Raw genomic sequence first — 17,072 nt, 5'->3', positions numbered from 1 at the left:
CGTTTCGATAGCGGCGCGACGCTAGTGGATCGCCGCGCGGAATCCAACACGTGCCCATCGGCCGCCGAACGACGGCGACGGCCACGTCAGTCGCCGCGCAGCCGCCGCACACTGGTCACCGCGACGCCCTTGGCGGTCAGCCGTTCGATCGTCGCCGACAGCGGTTCCTTCGCCACCATCATGTGGTGGGAGTTGGCGTGGAGGAGCGTTCGGCCGTCGGCCATCATGCCGACATGGCCCTTCCAGAAGATCAGGTCGCCGCGCTCCAGCCCCTCGACGCCGGCGAGCCGGGTGCCGAGCTGGCGCTCCTGCAGGTCGGCGTCGCGCGGCGCCGAGGCCCCCGTCGCCTGCAGGGCCAGTTGCAGCAGCCCCGAACAGTCGATGCCGAGCGCGCTCTTGCCGCCCCACAGATAGGGAACGCCGAGAAACCGCTCGGCGACCGCGACGAAATCGGTCTCGACCTCGGCGAGCGGCGCGAGATGCTGACGGACGACGAAGCCGCCGGAAGCGAGTTCGGCATAATGGGCGTTGTGATCGCTCGCTTCGCCGACGACCGAGACGAGAGCTCCCATCGGCAAAGCGGCGAGCGGTGGCCGCTTGATGTCCGGCGCCGGGAAGACGAGCGTCCGGGGCACAGAGACACGCGCAGCGGGCGGCGCGGCGTCTTCGACGCGGCCGAGGCACGCGGCGGGCGCGTAGCCGACATAGGAATCGGCTTCGGCCTGCAGCCAGCACCAGCCGTCGCCGGTCTCTTCGAAGACCATCACCCGCTCGCCCATCAAGAGTTCGGTGTCGAGGGGCGCGCCGTCATCCGGCCGGCGCCTCAGCGGCGCGATCGGCGCAACGACGCGCCGCGCCTTCCCGGCGACGAACCGCTCGGCCTCGACGCGGCCCTTCAGCCGCGCGTCGGCGAGATCCGGCCGGAAGGCATCGAGCCGGGCGTCCAGCGTGTCGGACATGGTCGTTTCCTCCATCAGTCGCGGCCCTTGGCTCTGCGTCGGCCTCGGCGTCGCGGCAGTGTCCGCTGCGCTCGCCGACCGCCGCAGTCCGACCCGGCGTCTCAGCCGGTCTTGCCGAAACGCTGCTTCAGGACATCGTACAACGCCCGGATCGCCTGAGCCTCGCCGCCGACGGGACCGATCGGAGACGCCTTGGGGCGCCAGCCATAGACGTCGAAATGCGCCCAGGTCCCGGCCTTTTCGACGAAGCCCTCCAGGAACAGCGCCGCCGTCACCGAACCGGCGAAACCGTCGCTGGTGACGTTGTTGACGTCGGCGATCTTGGAGGAAAGATTATCGGCATAGGGCTGCCAGAGCGGCAGTTGCCAGATCGGATCGGCCACCCTTCTGGCGCTCTCCGACAGGCTTTGCGCGAAGGCACCGTCGGCCGTGTAGAACGGCGGCACTTCGGGCCCGAGGGCGACGCGGGCCGCCCCGGTGAGCGTCGCCATGTCGATCAGGATTTCCGGCGCCTCGTCGTCCGCAAGGCTCAAGGCGTCGGCGAGCACCAGCCGCCCCTCGGCGTCGGTGTTGCCGATCTCGACGGTCTTGCCGTTGCGGCTTTTCAAGACGTCGCCCGGCCGGAAGGCCGAGGCGGAAATCGAATTCTCGACCGCCGGGATCAGGACGCGCAGCCTCACGTCGAGGCCGCTCGCCATGACGAGGCATGCGAGGCCGAGGACGTTGGCGGCGCCGCCCATGTCCTTCTTCATCAACAGCATTCCCGAAGACGGCTTGATGTCGAGCCCGCCGGTGTCGAAGCAGACGCCCTTGCCGACCAGCGTCACCCTGGGCGCGTCGCTGCGGCCCCACGAAAAGTCGATCAGCCGCGGCGCCGAAGCGCTGGCGCGCCCGACGGCGTGGATCATCGGGAAATTCTGGTCCAGAAGCTCGTCACCCGTCGTGACGGAGACCGCCGCGCCGAATTGGCCGGCGAGCGCCCGGGCCGCGGCCTCGAGTTCGGCCGGTCCGAGATCGTTGGTCGGCGTGTTGATCAGGTCGCGGGTGAGAAAGGCCGCCTCGGCGATCCGCACCGCCTCGGAAACGTCCGCACCCTCACCGGCGAAGACCTCGGCCGGCTCCGTCTCGGCGCCGCCGCCTTTCCCCGACTTGTAGCGGGAGAAGCGGTAGCCACCGAGAAGCATGGCGACCGCCCCCAGCGTCGGATCGCCCGCGCGTTCCCCGGCCTCCACATGCCAGGCGCCGGCGGGAAGCCGCGCGGCGAGCGCGCCGAAAGCGAGCGACACCGCCTGTCGGCCCCAGTCGTCTTTCGCCGGCTTGCCGAGGCCGAGAACCGCCGCCGCTGCGTCCCCGCCCTCGCCCGGCACCAGCAGGACCGAACCCGCCTCGCCGGCAAAGCGCATCGTCGACGCCCATTGCCGCGCGCGATCCGGCAGCGTGTCGATGCCATCGGCGAAGACGGTATGGATGGGACGCGAGGCGGCGCCGGGCTTGGCGGACAGCAAGATCGCCATGGACAAACTCCTGGAATTGGACGGGCTCGTCGCCGAGCCGATGGCGCACGTTGTCGGCGCCTCGGGGCGCAGAATCAAGCGCCGTCGCGTCACCGGTCGTTTCCCGCCGCTGGAAGGGGAGCCGACCGCGAAAATTAACCTTCGGGTAGGGTTAACAAAATATTGTCCGTCATCGGAAGGCCCTGCCCGCAAGGGCCCTCGCACATCGGTTCGCCATGGAGATCGCTCGATGACCGCTCGCAACGCCCCGACGTCGCCACGTTTCACGCGCCTGGCGCTGGGGTTCGCTGTCGCGGCGCTCCTGGCCGGCCAGGGCTGCGCCTCGGTCTCGCGAGAGACCACGGGATCGATCGACCGGGATGGCTCCGGCCAGGTCGCTGCGATGCCCGCCACGCAACTCGACGGCGCGCTGCGCTCCTACGGCGCGGCCTACGAAAAGAACCCCAGGGACAAGGGCAGCGGCATGGCCTTTGCGGCCGTCCTGCAGATGGCCGGGCGGAACGACCAGTCACTCGCGGTCATGCAGCAGGTGGCGATCGCCAATCCCAAGGATCGCGACGTGCTGTCGGCCTATGGCAAGGCATTGGCGGCTGCGGGCAACCTGCCGAAGGCCCTGGAGACCATCCGCCGGGCGCAGACCCCCGATCGGCCGGACTGGCGGCTCTTCTCGGCGGAGGGCGCGATTCTCGATCAGATGGGACAGTCGGATCAGGCACGCACGCTCTACCGCAAGGCACTCGACATGCAGCCGAACGAGCCGACGGTGCTGTCGAATCTCGGCATGTCCTACGTTTTGACCAACGACCTCGCCTCGGCCGAGCAGCATCTGCGTCAGGCATCAACCGCGCCCGGTGTCGACCCCCGGGTCCGTCAGAACCTGGCACTGGTGGTCGGACTTCAGGGACGCTTCGACGAAGCCAGACAGATCGCCACCGACTCGTTGCCGCCCCAGCAGGCGGAGGCAAACGCCGCCTACCTGCAGAAGATGCTGGCTCAGCAAAACACCTGGTCGATGCTGAAGGAGAAGGAAAAGCGTGGGTGATGGCACGGCCGACGGCGGTATGCCCGCCGTCACCAGTCTTTCCACGCGGTATCGGCCCAAGCGACGGAACTTGCGATCGAATCGGGCGAGGCCGGACGACCCGGCGGTCTACAGACGCGCGCCGCCGGCCCGTAGTGCCGGCTTATCGGCTTGCGGCGCCCTCCTGAAGGCTTCGCCCGAGACCGCGTGACGCCGCCATATCGGCCGCGGCTCCGGCACTTCGTTCGGATACAGCTCGGGAGAAAACGGCTCGGGGGTCCACAACGCCTGCCTCAGGCGATCGATTTCCGACCGCCCGGCGGACACGACCTTCATGCCGCTTGGGAGATCCTCGGGTTTCGGATCGGCGGGATGGAGCTGTGCATAGATCCGGTTGGCCTGAGCCCAATGCTCATGCTCTCGCCCGGTCGGGCACCCTTCCTGTTCCCAAATCTGATATGCAAGAGCCCGGACCTCGGCCGCATCGTCGATCCTCGGCATCGTTTCTCCTCCCGCCCGCCCAACGGCAGGAATGCTTTTACCAATCGTTTACGATCCCAACTCGTTTCGCCGCAATTGGTTGCGGTGAATCTCGCGATGATCGCCCGGCATTTGTGTGGCGATCTACGAATTTTTTCGTCCGCACCACCTTGATCTGGGTCAAGCGCCCCGAGCTTCCCGGCAATTCATACGCCGAACAAGTACGCCGCTGCGACGACGAGCAGCCAGAAGCCGATCGCCACGACGAGGATCACGTCCTCCGCAGTTCTATAGTTCGCCATTCGCAGAGCTTTCCTTTCCGTCGGAAATCGACGAAGTTCGAAGCCGCATCCACGAAAGAACCTAGAACACTGAAATCAAAGTCAAATTGGACGATCGAACATTCGTAGCAGCGAATCGTCGCATCGTGCGAAAAGACCCGCTCATCACGCCTGACCGGCGCGAAGACTTGGAAAGCGGCGAGGTCTGTTCAGATCAGGGTGGAGAATAGTTGCGGCACCGAAGCGAGACCCTCCGCAGTGGCATCGGCGCCGAGTTCTTCCTTCGACAGGACGGTATAGCCGCCGACGATCGCCACCACCTTGATCGCCGCGGCCCTGGCGGCCGCCACGTCGTTCTCGCTGTCGCCGACGAAGAGGACGTCCTGCGGGCCGAGCCCGAGCTTCTCGCAGGCCAGGAGCAACAACCCCGGCTCCGGCTTCTTCGCCGGCCCCGCGTCGCCCCCGACGATCACGTCCATCAGGTCGAAGAGGCCGAAATGCCTGAGGATCTCCGACGTGGCCTGGCCGGGCTTGTTGGTGACGACGCCGATCGCCCGCCCTTCCTCCTTCAGCCGCCGCGTCACTTCGCTCGCCCCGGCATAGAGCGTCGTCAGCTCGGCGCTGCGGGGCTCGTAGATCTTGAGGAACCGCTCGACGATCCTGTCCTGCGTCGCCGGGTCGAGTTGCTTGTCGAGCGCCGCATAGGCCCGCTCGATGAGCTTGGGAACGCCGGCGCCGATCATCCGCGTCACCGCTTCGAGCGTGAAGGGCGGCTCGCCATAGCTCTCCAGGGTCTGGTTGAGCGCGGCATGGATGTCCGGCGCCGAATCGACGAGGGTGCCGTCGAGATCGAAAAGGACCGCTTTCGGCCAAGGGCTCCCGGCCATCAGGCGGCATCCTTCCATTTGATCGAACAGCCGATGGACGGGATCTGCTCGCGCGGCCCCTCGCCCGTCTCGGCCACCTGGCGCATCGCCTCGAAGAGATCCCGGCGTGTGCCTTCCGGCGCCAGTTCCTTTCGCGAGGCGTCGATGCGGCCGCGATACCGCAGTGTCAGATCCTTGTCGAAGCCGAAGAAGTCCGGCGTGCAGATCGCGCCATAGGCGCGCGCGACGCTCTGATCCGCATCGTGCAGATACGGGAACGGAAAGCCGTGCGATTCGGCGAAGCGCTGCATGTTCTCGAAGGAGTCCTGCGGATAGGCGTCGGCATCGTTGGAACAGACCGCCACGGTGCCGACGCCGATCGCGGACAGATCCCGCGCGTCGCGCACGAGGCGGTCGACGATCGCCTTCACATAGGGGCAGTGATTGCAGATGAAGGCGACGAGCAGGCCGTTGTCGCCGCGGCACGCGAAGATCTCGTGCATCTTGCCGTCGGTGCCGGGCAACTCGGCATCGCGCGCCGGCCAGCCGAAATCGCAGACGGGTGGTTGCGAAGCCATCCTCGCGCTCCTCTCTTCATGCCGGTGCCGACAACGATTATGGAGCGGCCAAATGAAGAGTGAAGCGCCTTGCCGTCAGCGTGGGACGATGTCCGCATGGCCGCATCCTCGCGGGAGTCGGCTGGGGAGAGGCGGTGGCTCAGATCGCCTTGCGGCGCTGCTGCGGCCATTCGCACCGCCACTTCGCCACGCGCCACTTCGGGTGATTTCCCGCCCACTCCGCGACATAGGGCGACGAGAGCATCATGCATTGCGCGCTCGTTGCCCGCGCCTGATAGGTCAAGCGTTCTTCCTTGCAGTCCGCCGGACTGGCGACGAGGCAGACGGTCAGGACGAGATCGATCATTTGATGGTTCCTCCCGGATGTTCGGCGGGCCGCCGACCCGACGACTACCGAAGCTTCGTCGATGGTAGGAGCGCGGATCCCAGGAAGAAGGATCGCAGGCTTGCGACAAATCGGCGCTCGACCGCCCTCTCTGCCGCCGCCTGCCGATGCGTCAAAGCGGCAGAAAGACCTCGCCGAGGCCGAGCACGGCCGTATCGCCGCCGAGCCGGCGCATGGGGCGACCGTCGAACGGCACCTCGCCCACCTCGCCCCTCGTAAATTCCGACGCCATGATCTTCAGGATCAACAGATCGGCCGGGCCGTTGTCGACGAAGGTCGGCGCAAATCGTTCGGCCCCGCCGCACAGGAACAGCGTGCCGCGCTTCATCAGCCGCCCCGGCGTTGCCGCCGCCCTGCCGCCGACGACGATCGTGCCGGCGATCATCCGGCTGGCGAGATCCTCGTCGGCTGTGCCGTTCACGAAGATCACCCCGCGGCGCATGCGGTCTCCCGCGCGGGCGCCGACGTTGCCGCCGACGGTGATCGTGCCGCCTTTCATACCCATCATCTCGCCGGCAAGCGGCCCGCCGAGCCGTTCGCCGGCATCGCCCGCAATGGCGATGACGCCGCCGGTCATCGCCGAACCGGCATGGGCGCCGACCGAGCCGGAAACGCCGACCCGGCCGCCGGCGAGCATCCGCCCGAGTCGGACGCCGGCGTCACCCTCGACGGTGATCTCGCCCGTCTCCATCGCCTCGCCGATCCGGTCGAAGCGGTGCGACCCGCCCTCGAAACGGACCGTCGCGGCGTCGCCCATGACGACGTCGAAGACGTCGCCGACGCGAAGGCCCATCCGGCTGGTCCCGACGGCCAGCGCGGCGATGTCGCGTTCCGCCATCCCGGCGAGCCGCGACGGGGTCAGCGGCGAAAGGTCCAGCCGCTCGGCCGGCTCTTCCCTCTTGCGAAAGGTCAGACCGGTCATGGCAGGAGGTCCTTCAGATGGAAGTGATGCGGGCCGAGATTGCCGCCGTAATTGCCGGCGCCGATGCGCAGCGCGCCCTCCTCCGGCCCGAGCTCGGTGACCGCCTTGATCCCTACCCGCATGGCGTCCGCCACGGCGCGGGCCGACAGCCCGTCGATGACGATCTCCAGCACCGAGCCGATCTCCGGCGTCAGCTCGGTCTTCGTCACGCCCTTCAGCGTCGGGCAATAGGCGTCGTTGGTGGACGCCATCATCCCCTTGTACTTGCCGCCGACCTTGGAACCGGAGCGCACGATCCCGCCCGGAAACGGCATGATCACGTCCGGCACCTTGCGCATCGCCGCGATCGCGGCCTCCGAGGCGGCGAGAGCCTGCGCCGTGGTGCGTGCCATCAACAGAAGGTTGCCGCCGCCGACGCCCTCGGTGGTGACGCCGGTCTGCGCCTCGCAGAGAAACTCGCCCTCCATCACCGGCATGCGCCAGAAATGCCTGCCCTCGAACTTCTTCGAGATCTGCCAGCCATCGGCGAAATAGCGGATGGCCGAGCCGAGATCGATCTTTTGCTCGCCGTCGAGATCGGCGTAGCAGGCCGAGGTCGGGCTGGTGAGGACGCACTGGCCGAGCCGCGTCGTGACCTGCTTTTCCAGCCCGCCCGCGTCGAAGGAGAAGAACAGGACGCGCACGCCCGGCCGCCCGTCGCGGGTCTCCTCCGGCGACAGAACCCCGTCGATGCCGCCCTCGCAGCCGCAGGCGATGACCGAGGTGGCAAAGCCGGTCATCGAACGGGCCGCTTCCAGCGCCCATTTCTCGTTGACGGCGGTGATCTGGAGCGCCGTCCCGGCCATCGGGAAGGCCTCGGCGAAGCCGTCATCGACCGCAACGCCGTTGATCACCGTGTCGTCCTTCACGCCCGGCATGGCACCACCTTGAACGGCTCGTCGCGGCCGAGCGCCCCGTCGGGCACCTCGAACCAGCGGGCGGAGAGCCCGTATCTGTCGTCGAAATAGCGGTCGAGCCGCGTCTTCATCGCCTTGTCCGGCTCCGGCCGCAGCGTCAGCGCCCGGCCGAACTTGCGTTTCACCACCGCGCCGTCCTTCACCACAACGTCGCCGTCCTTGAGGACATAGGCGGCCTTGCCGAACATCTTCGCCTTGTCTTCGCCCGGCCGGTAGACGGCGACGTCGGCCACCGCGCCGGCGCCGAGATGGCCGCGGTCGGGCGTGCCGAGCAGGCGGGCCGGCGAGGCGCGGGTCATGGTGGCGATCTCGCCCAGCGTGTATTCGCGCTCGATCTCCGGCAGCGCGGTCATCTTCACCACCGATTTCGGCAGCGCCTCGAGCCACCGTGCCCGCACGCTGCGATCCATCAGCAGCGCGAAGATGTCCGGATAGGTGGTGAAGGGCGCGCCGTTCGGATGGTCGGTGGTGAAGAACACCCGGGACGGGTCCTCGATCAGGAGGAACAGCTCCAGCCCGATCGCCCATTGCAGGGCGTTGAAGTAGCTCTTCTCCTTGTAGTTCATCGGCACCACGCCGCCGCCATTGGCCTCGTGGTCGAAGATGATGCTCTTCTTCGGGCTCGCCTGTTTGGAGCCGGCGAACTGGCGCAACTCGTCGGAGGAGATCGTGACCGTCTGGCCGAACATCACCTGGCCGATGTCGACGGTGACTTCCGGCGTCGCGTTGACGAGATCGGCGAGCGCCTGGCCGCGCGAGGAAAAGCGCCGCTTGCCCTCGGTGCCGTAGCCGTAGAACTGGATGTGGGCGAGATGCAGCGGATCGCCCTCGGCGGCGCGGATGGTCGCCTCGATCGAATCCGACGAGGCGCCCGGCACGCCGAGATTGTTGCAGTGGACGTGCAGCGGATGCGGGATGCCGAGGCTCGTCACCGCCTTCTGCAACGTCTTGACGATCTGGCGGGAGGAAACGCCGTAATCCGGCACGGCGTCGTCGAAGTCGAACTTGCGGACGTTCTCCTTGAAGGCCGCCGAGCCGCCGGCATTGATGCACTTGACGCCGAGCGCGCGGCTGGCGGAAACCGTCCAGGCGACGTAGTCGGCGATGGCGCTCTCGCTCTCGCCCTCGCGGATCATCGACATCAGCATGTCGTCGTTGCCGAGAACGACGAGCGTCGCCTTGTCGATGATCGGCGTATCGGCGAGTTCGAGATGGGCGTGGAGCGCCGAGGACGGCGCCATGGCCGGCTCGACGACCGTGGTGAACCCCATTTCGGCATAGAGAAGGCCGGTCTCCTCGGTGGTCCAGCCGACCTTGGAAAGCGCCGTCTCGCCGGGACGCGCCTGGAAGGCCCGGTGCCATTCGGGCAGCAGCAGCCGGGCGGTGTTCACGTGGCCACCGGCGATGTGGGAGTGGATGTCGATCGCTCCCGCCATGACGACGAGGCCGGTGCAGTCGATCGTCTCGTCCGCCGCCCGTCCGTTCGAGGGCGGATCGACGACGAGGCCGTCTTCGACGTAGATGTCGGCGACGCCGTCCCGGCCGCTGGCCGGATCGACGACATGGCCGCCGGAAAGCCGTGTCAGCATGTGCTAAATTCCTCCCGGCCGCTCTGGTTCAGGCCGCATCTCGGGCGCGCTCGCCGAGTTGCTCGGTCAAGGCGTCGAGGATCGCGGCCGCCGACGGCAGCTCGCTGTTCCTCTGCGCGGCCTTGGCGACGAAACTGCCGAACCGCGGCTCGTAAAGGACGCCGTCATAGTCGCGCCCGGCGGTCGCGACGTGAAAGGCGATCCGCGCAGCCCCGGCCGAGGCCGGATCGGCAGTGATCGCGATGGTGGGAATGGCGGCTTTCGCCTCGGCCGGCGCCGCGCCGTCGAGCGCATCGATAAGGATCGCCAGATCCGCTTCGCCCGCACCCGAAAGCTGGCGCTCGCCAGCGTTCAGCGCCGCGTCGTGCTCGCCCGCGCCTCGCCCGAAGGCGAAACGCAAGGGGAACCCCGCCGTCCAGGTCGCCTGCAGCGCCGCGCCCATGGCGTCGGCTGCGGCGAGGACCGGCAGCGTGCTCGCCCGCGTCGTCTCGTTCAGGTCGGCGACGAGGCCGAAGATCTGCTCGGTGCCGAGTTCGCCGAACTCGGCCGGCGAGAAGACGATGCAGCAGAAACCAGCGTCGGTGAGGAAAGAGGTGATCGTCGCGACGGTCTCCTCGCCCAGAGCGCCCTCGCCGCTCCGGCGTCCCGCCATCCCCGCCCGGACCATGCCGAGAACGTCGACGATCTCGCTGCTGGCGCAGTCGACGTGGCGGCTCGCCGTGGAGCCCGGAGAAGCCGCGTTCTTGCTGCCGAGCGTCATGAAGAGCCGTTCGCTCCCGCGCGTCCCGATGCCGAGATCCGGGCTCGCGTCGGTCAGCATGCGGATGACGTCGGCGCCGATCTCGGCGGCCTCGTCTCCCATGACCACCACCCGGTCGGCGCGCCGCCTCATCTCTGCGGGCGCGGCCAGAAAGGCGCCGTTTTCCCGCGCGGCGACGATGAAGGGATAGATCGCCGCGGAGAGGCGATGATCGACGACGGCGCCGATCCGGCGAGCCAGCGAGAGTGCCGAGCGCAGACCGGCGACGTCGGTGCGCAGGCCGCCGACGAAGGGCAGACGCGATCCGTCCAGGAGACCCGCCGCCGCCTGCAGGGCGTCTTCAAGCGTTGCCGGCCGCCCGTCGATCCACGCTGTGTCCACTGTCATTCGCCTTCCGTGCCCGGCGCCAAACTATCGTCTGACGCGCCAAGGTCAAATGCCGGGACTCCGGCGTCAGGACTTGTCGTGCTTGATGTAGGCGAAGCGCGGATCGTCCGGCGTTCCGGAAAGCGGACCGCCCTCCTTGCCGGGCTGCCACGTCACCACCTCCTCGATCTTCTTCGCCAGGGCGAAATCCGAATCGGTGATGCCCTTGGCGGCATGGTTCATCAGCCGCACCTCGACCCAGGCATAGGACGCGGTGATGTCCGGATGGTGGAAGGCCGCCTCGGCGAGATGGCCGACGGTGTTGATCACCATCAAGGTGCCCTTCCAGCCGTGGGTCTTGTAGGTCCGGCGGATCCAGCCGTCCTCAAGGCGCCACGTCGGCAGCTCGGTCTTGAGCCGCTCTTCGACTTCGGCATCGTTGTAGGTCTTGGCAGCCATGGAATTTCTCCCTTGCCCCTGTGTCTGAGGCCGCAATAATAGAGCACGGGCACTTCGAAGGCAGGATGTTTTTTTGATCGACGATGTCGTCACCGTCTCGGCGCCCGCCCGTCTGCATCTGGGGTTTCTGGATCCCGGCGGATCGCTCGGGCGGCGATTCGGCGGGATCGGCCTTGCCCTCGAAGCACCGTCGACGACGATCCGGATCCGCCGCGCGGCGAGGGACAGCATCTCGGGCGAAAGCGCCGAACGAACGGAAAAGCATCTCGTTCGGCTGCGCGAGGCGCTGGGGATTGCCGGCGCCCACGATCTCACCGTCGCCTCACAAATCCCGCCCCATGCCGGTCTCGGATCGGGAACGCAACTGGCGCTCGCCATCGCCTGCGGACTGCGGCGGCTCGAGGGCCTGCCGCTCGATCCCGGCTCGGATGCCGCACTGCTCGGCCGCGGCAGCCGGTCCGGCCTCGGCGTCGCCTTCGTCACCGGCGGCGGCGTCGCCGTCGACGGCGGCAAGGGCGCGTCGGAACTGCCGCCGCCGCTGATCGCCCATCTCGACTTTCCCGATGCCTGGCGCGTCGTCCTCGTCGTCGATCCGCACGACGCCGGCTTCCACGGCCAGGACGAACTCGACGCCTTCGCCGCCCTGCCACCCTTTCCCGAAGCGCATGCGGCGCGGATCTGCCAGCTCGTGCTGATGCGCGCCTTGCCGGGGCTTGCGGAAGGCGACCTTCCGGCCTTCGGCGCGGCGATCGCCGAAATCCAGGAGAAGGTCGGCGCCCATTTCGCCTCGGCCCAAGGCGGCGTCTTCACCAGCAAGCGGGTCGCCGCCGCCTGCGAATGGCTGGCCGCCAATGGGGCCCATGGCATCGGCCAGAGTTCCTGGGGCCCGACGGGCTTCGCCTTTTGCGAAAGCGAGGCGGCGGCGGAGCGTCTGGTCAGCCGTCTCGTCGCCACCGGCCTCGGCGAGAGCCTCGACCTGCGCATCGCCCGCGGCCGCAATCGCGGCATCGAAATCGACCCGCCGTCCGCCATGTGAGCCGAGACGCTCTCCGGCCTCGACGAATTCGGCATGACGGCAACACGAAGACATTCGAAGGAGGACACTGCCATGGCAGCCAAGAACATTCTTCACATGCTGACGCCGCACAAGCACGTCAGCCCCTTCGACGTGAACATGGCGCTCGACGCCGGCTACGATTCGGTCACGCCCTACGAGGAAGTGACGCTCGAAGAGGTGACCGATCTCGTTCAGGACGTGATCTTCTCCCGGCCGCCGGATCGCGGCGTCAATTCCGCGGTGTTCTTCGGCGGCGACGACGCGGTGCTCGCCCTCGACATGATCGAGGCGGCGAAGAACGCGCTGGTGCCGCCCTTCGGCTGCAACATCATGGCCGACCCGGCGGGCTCCTTCACTACGGCCGCTGCCATGGTCGCGCTCGTCGAGAAGAAGCTGAAAGACGAAAAGGGCAAGTCCCTGTCGGACGTCTCGATCGCCGTCTTCGGCGCGACCGGCGTCGTCGGCTACTGCGCCGCGGTGATCGCCGCGCTCGAAGGCGCCAAGGTGAAGATCGTCGGCTATTCCGGCATCGAACGGGTGCAGAAGCGCGCCGACGAGATGAAAGAGCGCTTCGGCGCAGAGGTGGAACCGGCCGACGGCTCCAGCGACGAGAAGAACACCGCCATCGTGAAGGATGCGGAGGTCGTCTTCTCGGCCGCCAAGGCCGGCGTCCAGGTGCTGAGCCTGAAGCAGCTCCAGGCCGCCCAGCATCTCCTCGTCGCCGCCGACGCCAATGCCGTCCCGCCCCTCGGCCTCGAAGGCATCGACGTCATGGCGAATGGCGAGCCGATCGAGGGGACGAATGCGCTCGGCATCGGCGCGCTCGCGGTCGGCCCGCTCAAGTCGAACACCGAGCAGGGCCTGCTCAAGCGGATGATCGAGGCGGGCGAGCCCCAGAGCCTCGACTTCCGCGACGCGTTCCAGCTCGCCCGCAAGCTCGCCTCATGACCACCGCCGCCCGGCCGACGATCCTTACGGCCGCCTTTTCAGCCCGTCAGATCGCGGCGAGCGCGCAGCTCGCCGGGATCGACGCGCTCGCCGTCGACTTTTTCGGCGATCTCGACCTCCGGGATCACGCCAGGAAGAGCGAGGTGCTGCGTGGCCACTATCCCGACGGCTTTTCGGGCGACGACCTCCTCGCCGCCCTGGAGAACCTCGCGGCCGGCGAAGAGCCGCTCGGCTTCGTCTATGGCGCGGGGTTCGAGGACCGGCCGGAGCTTCTCGATGCAATCGCCGAGCGCTGGCCGATCCTCGGCACGGACCCCGCGACGGCCCGCCGCCTGAAGGATCCGGAGGCCTTCGCCGCGATCTGCCGGGACGCCGGCATCGCCCATCCCGAGATCCGCCGGACCCGGCCGGATGATCCGGCCGGCTGGCTGTCGAAGAAGGTCGGCGGCAGCGGCGGCAGCCACGTCGTCCGCGGTGGCGCCCCGCCGTCGCCGGACCGCTACTACCAGCGTTTCGTCGCGGGCGAGCGGATCTCCATGGCCTTCGTCGCCGCCGGCAGCCGATACGCCTGCCTCGGCTATTCCCGGCAATGGACCGATCCGAGCCCGGCCGAACCGTTCCGCTATGGCGGCGCCGTCGGGCCGGTGGCGGTTGCGGCCGACGCCGATGCGGCCATGCGACGGGACGTCGCCGGCATTCTCGCCCGCCTGCCGCTCACCGGCCTGTGCAGCGCCGACTTCGTCCTGCGCGAGGACGCGCCGGTGCTCCTCGAGGTCAATGTCCGGCCGGGCGCGACGCTCGACGTCTTCGACGATCCGGCGAGACCGCTGATCGCGCTCCATCTCGCCGCGGTTCGCGGCGAGTTGCCTTCGCCCCGGGTCGAGACGTCCGGCGAAATCCGCGCCTCCGGCCTCGCCTGGGCGGACCGTCCGCTCGGCGCCCCTGCCGGCTTTCAGTGGCCGGACTGGGCGCGCGACCGCAGCCATCCACCCATTCGCTTCGCCGTCGGCGAACCGATCTGCACGGTCGTCGCCGCCGGCGAAAGCGCCGAGGCCGCCGAGCGGCTCTTTCATGCTAGAACGCGTCATATCGGCGACGTACTGGGGAGTATTGCGGCATGAGTACCACGAGGCTGTTGTCCGTGAACGAGGGGGTCCTGCCTCTCGTCGCGGAGCTGAAGCAACGGGCACAGGAACTGAGGCTCGCCGTATCGACGGGCGCGGCCGGCGAAACGGTGATCGACGCCGGCGCGACCGTTCCCGGCAGCCTGGAAGCCGGACGGCTGATCACCGAGATCTGCCTCGGCGGCCTCGGCACCGTGGCCATCGCGCCGTCGGAGCGGCTCGCCCGCTGGCCGTTTGCCCTGACGGTGCGCACGTCGAACCCGGTGATCGCCTGCATGGGCAGCCAGTATGCCGGCTGGCAGCTGACCAACCAGGAGGGCGAGGACGCCTATTTCTCCATGGGCTCCGGCCCGGCCCGGGCGCTCGCCGGCAAGGAGGCGCTGTTCGAGGACATCGCCTATGCCGACCAGAGCGAGACGGCGACGATCGTGCTCGAGGCCGCGAGCCCGCCGCCCGAGGCGCTGGTGCGCCGCATCGCCGACGATTGCGACGTCGCCCCGGAACAACTGACGATCATCTTCACCCCGACCCAGTCGCTGGCCGGCAGCGTCCAGATCGTCGGCCGGGTCGTCGAGGTCGCCCTCCACAAGGCGCACGAACTGCATTTCGACATGGGCGCCATCGTAGAGGGCATCGGCACGGCGCCGCTCAGCCCCCCGCATCCGGACTTCCTCACCGCCATGGGCCGCACCAACGACGCGGTGATCTATGGCGGCCGGGTGATGCTCGCCGTCACCGGCCCGGCGGCGGCGGCAAAAGACCTCGCGGAAAAACTGCCGAGCAGCACCTCCGCCGACTACGGCAAGCCCTTCAAGGAGATCTTCAGCCGCTACGAGGGCGACTTCTACAAGATCGACGGCATGCTGTTCTCCCCCGCCGAGGTGCAGGTGGTCGCGCTGGAGACCGGCGAGACCTTCTCGGCCGGCAAGGTCGATCCGGAGCTGATCGATGCCTCCTTCGGCTGAGACTCGGCCGCCTGCCGCTCCGCGCGTCCTCGTCGTGACGGCCAGCCTCGACCGGCATGCCCGCGAACTTCGGGCAGCCTTCGAGGCCAAGGGCGCGCGCGTGACGATCTCGGGTCTCGCCGATGTCGGCTTCGACACCGAGGCGGCGCATGGTCTCGTCTTTCCGGAGTTCGGCGACGCCCTCCCCGACGCGGTCTGCGTCAGGACCATGGACGGCGGCAGCTTCGAGGCGGTGACGCGGCGCCTCTCGATCCTGCATGCGCTGGGCCGGCTCGGCGTCCTCGTCTCGAACGACGCCAGGGCCGTCGAGAACTGCGTCGACAAGGCGATGACCAGCTTCCTCGTCGCCTCGGCCGGCCTGCCGGCGCCGCGAAGCTGGGCGGTCGAGTCGCGCCGTGAGGCCGAGCGGATCGTCGCCGCCGAGAATCGGGCACTCGTCCTGAAGCCGCTGTTCGGGGCGCAGGGCAAGGGCCTGAAGCTGATCGGCCGCGCCGAGGACTTGCCGCCGGCGGACGAGATCGTCGGCGGCGTCTACTATCTCCAGCGCTTCATCGGCCATTCTTCCGATGGCCGCTGGTCGGATTACCGGGTCCTCGTCTCGCGCGGGCGGGCCGTCGCGGCGATGCGCCGGGAGGCGGCCTGCTGGATTACCAACATCAAGCAGGGCGCCCTCGCCCGGCCGATCGAGCCGGACCGCGAGCTGGAAGACCTCGCCGTCCAGGCGACGGCGGCCGTCGGCGGCGACTTCTGCGGCGTCGACATCCTGAAGGACGCGGGCGGCAGACCGCATGTGCTGGAGGTGAACTCGATGCCGGCGTGGACCGGCCTGAAGAAGGCGAGCGGGCGGGACATCGCCGCGATCCGGGCCGAGGATCTCCTCGCCACCCTCGCCGAGCGCCGGTCCGTGGAGCTTCGGCCCTTGCCGGCCTTCGCATGAACCGGAGACGGCGACGTCCGGACCCGGCCGCAATCGAGGCGGCCTTTCGCGACGCCTGCCGGACCGAGGTCGAGACGCTGAAGCCCGGCAACGTCCATCGCTTCGCCCCTGGCCACGGGATGACGATCGACACCTTCCTCGACGCCGCGGCGGCCGCCGCGCCGATGATCGCCCGGCCCGGCGCCTCCGTCGGCGAGCGCATCTCCGCGGCGACGAAGGCGAGTTTCGAGACGGTCGGCGTCAACGCCAATCTCGGCATCGTGCTCCTCTGCGCTCCGCTGGCGGCAGCGGCGGAGACGATCGGCGTGCCGGCCGAGCCGGCCCGGCGAAGCGAGGTGGTTGTCGCGCTGAGATCTGCCGTGGCGAGCGTGCTGGCACATCTCGATGCCGAGGACGCCCGGCTCGCCTTCGCCGCCATCGCCCTTGCCAATCCGGGCGGGCTCGGCGCGCGGTCCGACGCCGACGTGCGCTCGCCTCCGAAGATCGGGCTCGTCGAGGCGATGGCCCTCGCCGCCGACGTCGACCTCGTCGCGCGGCAGTTTCGCGACGGGTTCCGCGAGATTTTCGAGGTGGGTCTTCCGGCCGGCGATTCGGCCGGATACGGCGAAGAATGCAACCTGGGCGATCCGGCGGCACTCGCCGTCTATCTCGCCTTCGCGAGCCGATTTGCCGACAGCCACATCGCCCGCAAATACGGTCTGGAAACGGCCGAAGCCTGTCGCAAACGCTTCGAAACGTTCAGTAACGCCTTGAACGGCATCGCCGATCCCGAGAAGCGGCTGGCAGCGGCGCTGGCCTTCGACGCCGCTTTGAAGCGCGACGGTCGCAATCCCGGCACCTCCGCCGACCTGACCGTCGCGACGCTCTTCGTCAGAAATCTTGCGGAAGCGCCCGCAGGATGATTG

The 17,072-nt window shown here is 68.5% G+C and carries 18 protein-coding genes; 7 read left to right on the top strand and 11 right to left on the bottom strand.

Annotation, left to right across the window (positions count from 1 at the left end):
- Nucleotides 1–86: 86 nt before the first annotated feature.
- Together LZD57_RS09280 and LZD57_RS09275 are read right to left on the bottom strand one after the other, a co-directional pair.
- On the bottom strand, nt 87–959 hold the full coding sequence (locus LZD57_RS09280; protein ID WP_233719339.1) for a C40 family peptidase: 873 nt from the start codon (nt 957–959) through the stop codon (nt 87–89).
- 101 nt (nt 960–1,060) lie between these two features.
- Nucleotides 1,061–2,473, bottom strand: a complete 1,413-nt coding sequence (locus LZD57_RS09275) for a leucyl aminopeptidase family protein (protein ID WP_233719338.1) — start codon at nt 2,471–2,473, stop codon at nt 1,061–1,063.
- On the opposite strand from LZD57_RS09275, the gene LZD57_RS09270 reads away from it, so the two are divergent.
- Nucleotides 2,451–3,515: a tetratricopeptide repeat protein gene (locus LZD57_RS09270; RefSeq protein WP_420844777.1), complete on the top strand. Its 1,065-nt coding sequence runs from the start codon at nt 2,451–2,453 to the stop codon at nt 3,513–3,515. The two genes, LZD57_RS09275 and LZD57_RS09270, sit on opposite strands and share 23 nt — an antisense overlap.
- Nucleotides 3,516–3,623: 108 nt before the next feature.
- Here LZD57_RS09270 and LZD57_RS09265 read toward each other — a convergent pair whose 3' ends face one another.
- From LZD57_RS09265 to LZD57_RS09225, 9 genes are all read right to left on the bottom strand, one after another.
- The gene (locus LZD57_RS09265; protein WP_233719337.1) at nt 3,624–3,995 is read right to left on the bottom strand and encodes a DUF2934 domain-containing protein; all 372 of its coding nucleotides are present in this window, start codon (nt 3,993–3,995) and stop codon (nt 3,624–3,626) included.
- A gap of 469 nt (nt 3,996–4,464) precedes the next feature.
- A complete protein-coding gene (gph, locus tag LZD57_RS09260) occupies nt 4,465–5,142 on the bottom strand; it encodes a phosphoglycolate phosphatase (protein WP_233719336.1) in 678 nt (225 codons plus the stop codon).
- A complete protein-coding gene (locus LZD57_RS09255) occupies nt 5,142–5,699 on the bottom strand; it encodes a thioredoxin family protein (protein WP_233719335.1) in 558 nt (185 codons plus the stop codon). The genes gph and LZD57_RS09255 overlap by 1 nt, the downstream gene beginning before the upstream one ends.
- Before the next feature lie 139 nt (nt 5,700–5,838).
- Nucleotides 5,839–6,045: a hypothetical protein gene (locus LZD57_RS09250; protein WP_233719334.1), complete on the bottom strand. Its 207-nt coding sequence runs from the start codon at nt 6,043–6,045 to the stop codon at nt 5,839–5,841.
- Nucleotides 6,046–6,196: 151 nt separating this feature from the next.
- A complete protein-coding gene (locus LZD57_RS09245) occupies nt 6,197–7,006 on the bottom strand; it encodes a formylmethanofuran dehydrogenase subunit C (RefSeq protein ID WP_233719333.1) in 810 nt (269 codons plus the stop codon).
- Nucleotides 7,003–7,923, bottom strand: a complete 921-nt coding sequence (gene fhcD / locus LZD57_RS09240) for a formylmethanofuran--tetrahydromethanopterin N-formyltransferase (protein WP_233719332.1) — start codon at nt 7,921–7,923, stop codon at nt 7,003–7,005. Before fhcD ends, LZD57_RS09245 begins: the two co-directional genes overlap by 4 nt.
- Nucleotides 7,911–9,551, bottom strand: a complete 1,641-nt coding sequence (locus LZD57_RS09235; RefSeq protein WP_233719331.1) for a formylmethanofuran dehydrogenase subunit A — start codon at nt 9,549–9,551, stop codon at nt 7,911–7,913. The genes fhcD and LZD57_RS09235 overlap by 13 nt, the downstream gene beginning before the upstream one ends.
- 28 nt (nt 9,552–9,579) lie before the next feature.
- Nucleotides 9,580–10,698 carry a molybdopterin-binding domain-containing protein gene (locus tag LZD57_RS09230; RefSeq protein WP_233719330.1) on the bottom strand — a complete coding sequence of 373 codons (1,119 nt, stop codon included), beginning with the start codon at nt 10,696–10,698 and terminating at the stop codon, nt 9,580–9,582.
- 66 nt (nt 10,699–10,764) lie between these two features.
- The gene (locus tag LZD57_RS09225; RefSeq protein ID WP_233719329.1) at nt 10,765–11,136 is read right to left on the bottom strand and encodes a 4a-hydroxytetrahydrobiopterin dehydratase; all 372 of its coding nucleotides are present in this window, start codon (nt 11,134–11,136) and stop codon (nt 10,765–10,767) included.
- Between the two features lie 73 nt (nt 11,137–11,209).
- Here LZD57_RS09225 and LZD57_RS09220 point away from each other — a divergent pair, with 73 nt between their 5' ends.
- The 6 genes from LZD57_RS09220 (at nt 11,210) to LZD57_RS09195 (ending at nt 17,069) form a co-directional block, all read left to right on the top strand.
- Nucleotides 11,210–12,172 (top strand): beta-ribofuranosylaminobenzene 5'-phosphate synthase family protein, encoded by a 963-nt coding sequence (locus LZD57_RS09220; RefSeq protein WP_255699861.1) that lies wholly within the window; start codon nt 11,210–11,212, stop codon nt 12,170–12,172.
- 72 nt (nt 12,173–12,244) lie between these two features.
- Nucleotides 12,245–13,141, top strand: coding sequence for an NAD(P)-dependent methylenetetrahydromethanopterin dehydrogenase (locus LZD57_RS09215; protein ID WP_233719328.1), 897 nt, complete (start codon nt 12,245–12,247; stop codon nt 13,139–13,141).
- On the top strand, nt 13,138–14,262 hold the full coding sequence (locus LZD57_RS09210; RefSeq protein WP_233719327.1) for an ATP-grasp domain-containing protein: 1,125 nt from the start codon (nt 13,138–13,140) through the stop codon (nt 14,260–14,262). The genes LZD57_RS09215 and LZD57_RS09210 overlap by 4 nt, the downstream gene beginning before the upstream one ends.
- On the top strand, nt 14,259–15,230 hold the full coding sequence (mch, locus tag LZD57_RS09205; RefSeq protein ID WP_233719326.1) for a methenyltetrahydromethanopterin cyclohydrolase: 972 nt from the start codon (nt 14,259–14,261) through the stop codon (nt 15,228–15,230). Before LZD57_RS09210 ends, mch begins: the two co-directional genes overlap by 4 nt.
- Entirely contained in the window at nt 15,214–16,167 is a 954-nt protein-coding gene (locus LZD57_RS09200; RefSeq protein ID WP_233719325.1) for an ATP-grasp domain-containing protein, read from the top strand. The genes mch and LZD57_RS09200 overlap by 17 nt, the downstream gene beginning before the upstream one ends.
- Nucleotides 16,164–17,069: a triphosphoribosyl-dephospho-CoA synthase gene (locus LZD57_RS09195; RefSeq protein WP_233719324.1), complete on the top strand. Its 906-nt coding sequence runs from the start codon at nt 16,164–16,166 to the stop codon at nt 17,067–17,069. Before LZD57_RS09200 ends, LZD57_RS09195 begins: the two co-directional genes overlap by 4 nt.
- Nucleotides 17,070–17,072: the final 3 nt, after the last annotated feature.

The organism is Jiella avicenniae, from assembly GCF_021390325.1.
In the GTDB taxonomy this organism is placed as follows: Bacteria; Pseudomonadota; Alphaproteobacteria; order Rhizobiales; family Rhizobiaceae; genus Jiella; species Jiella avicenniae.
Note: the sequence above shows the minus strand (reverse complement) of the source record. Positions and strands in the feature narration are given on the sequence as shown.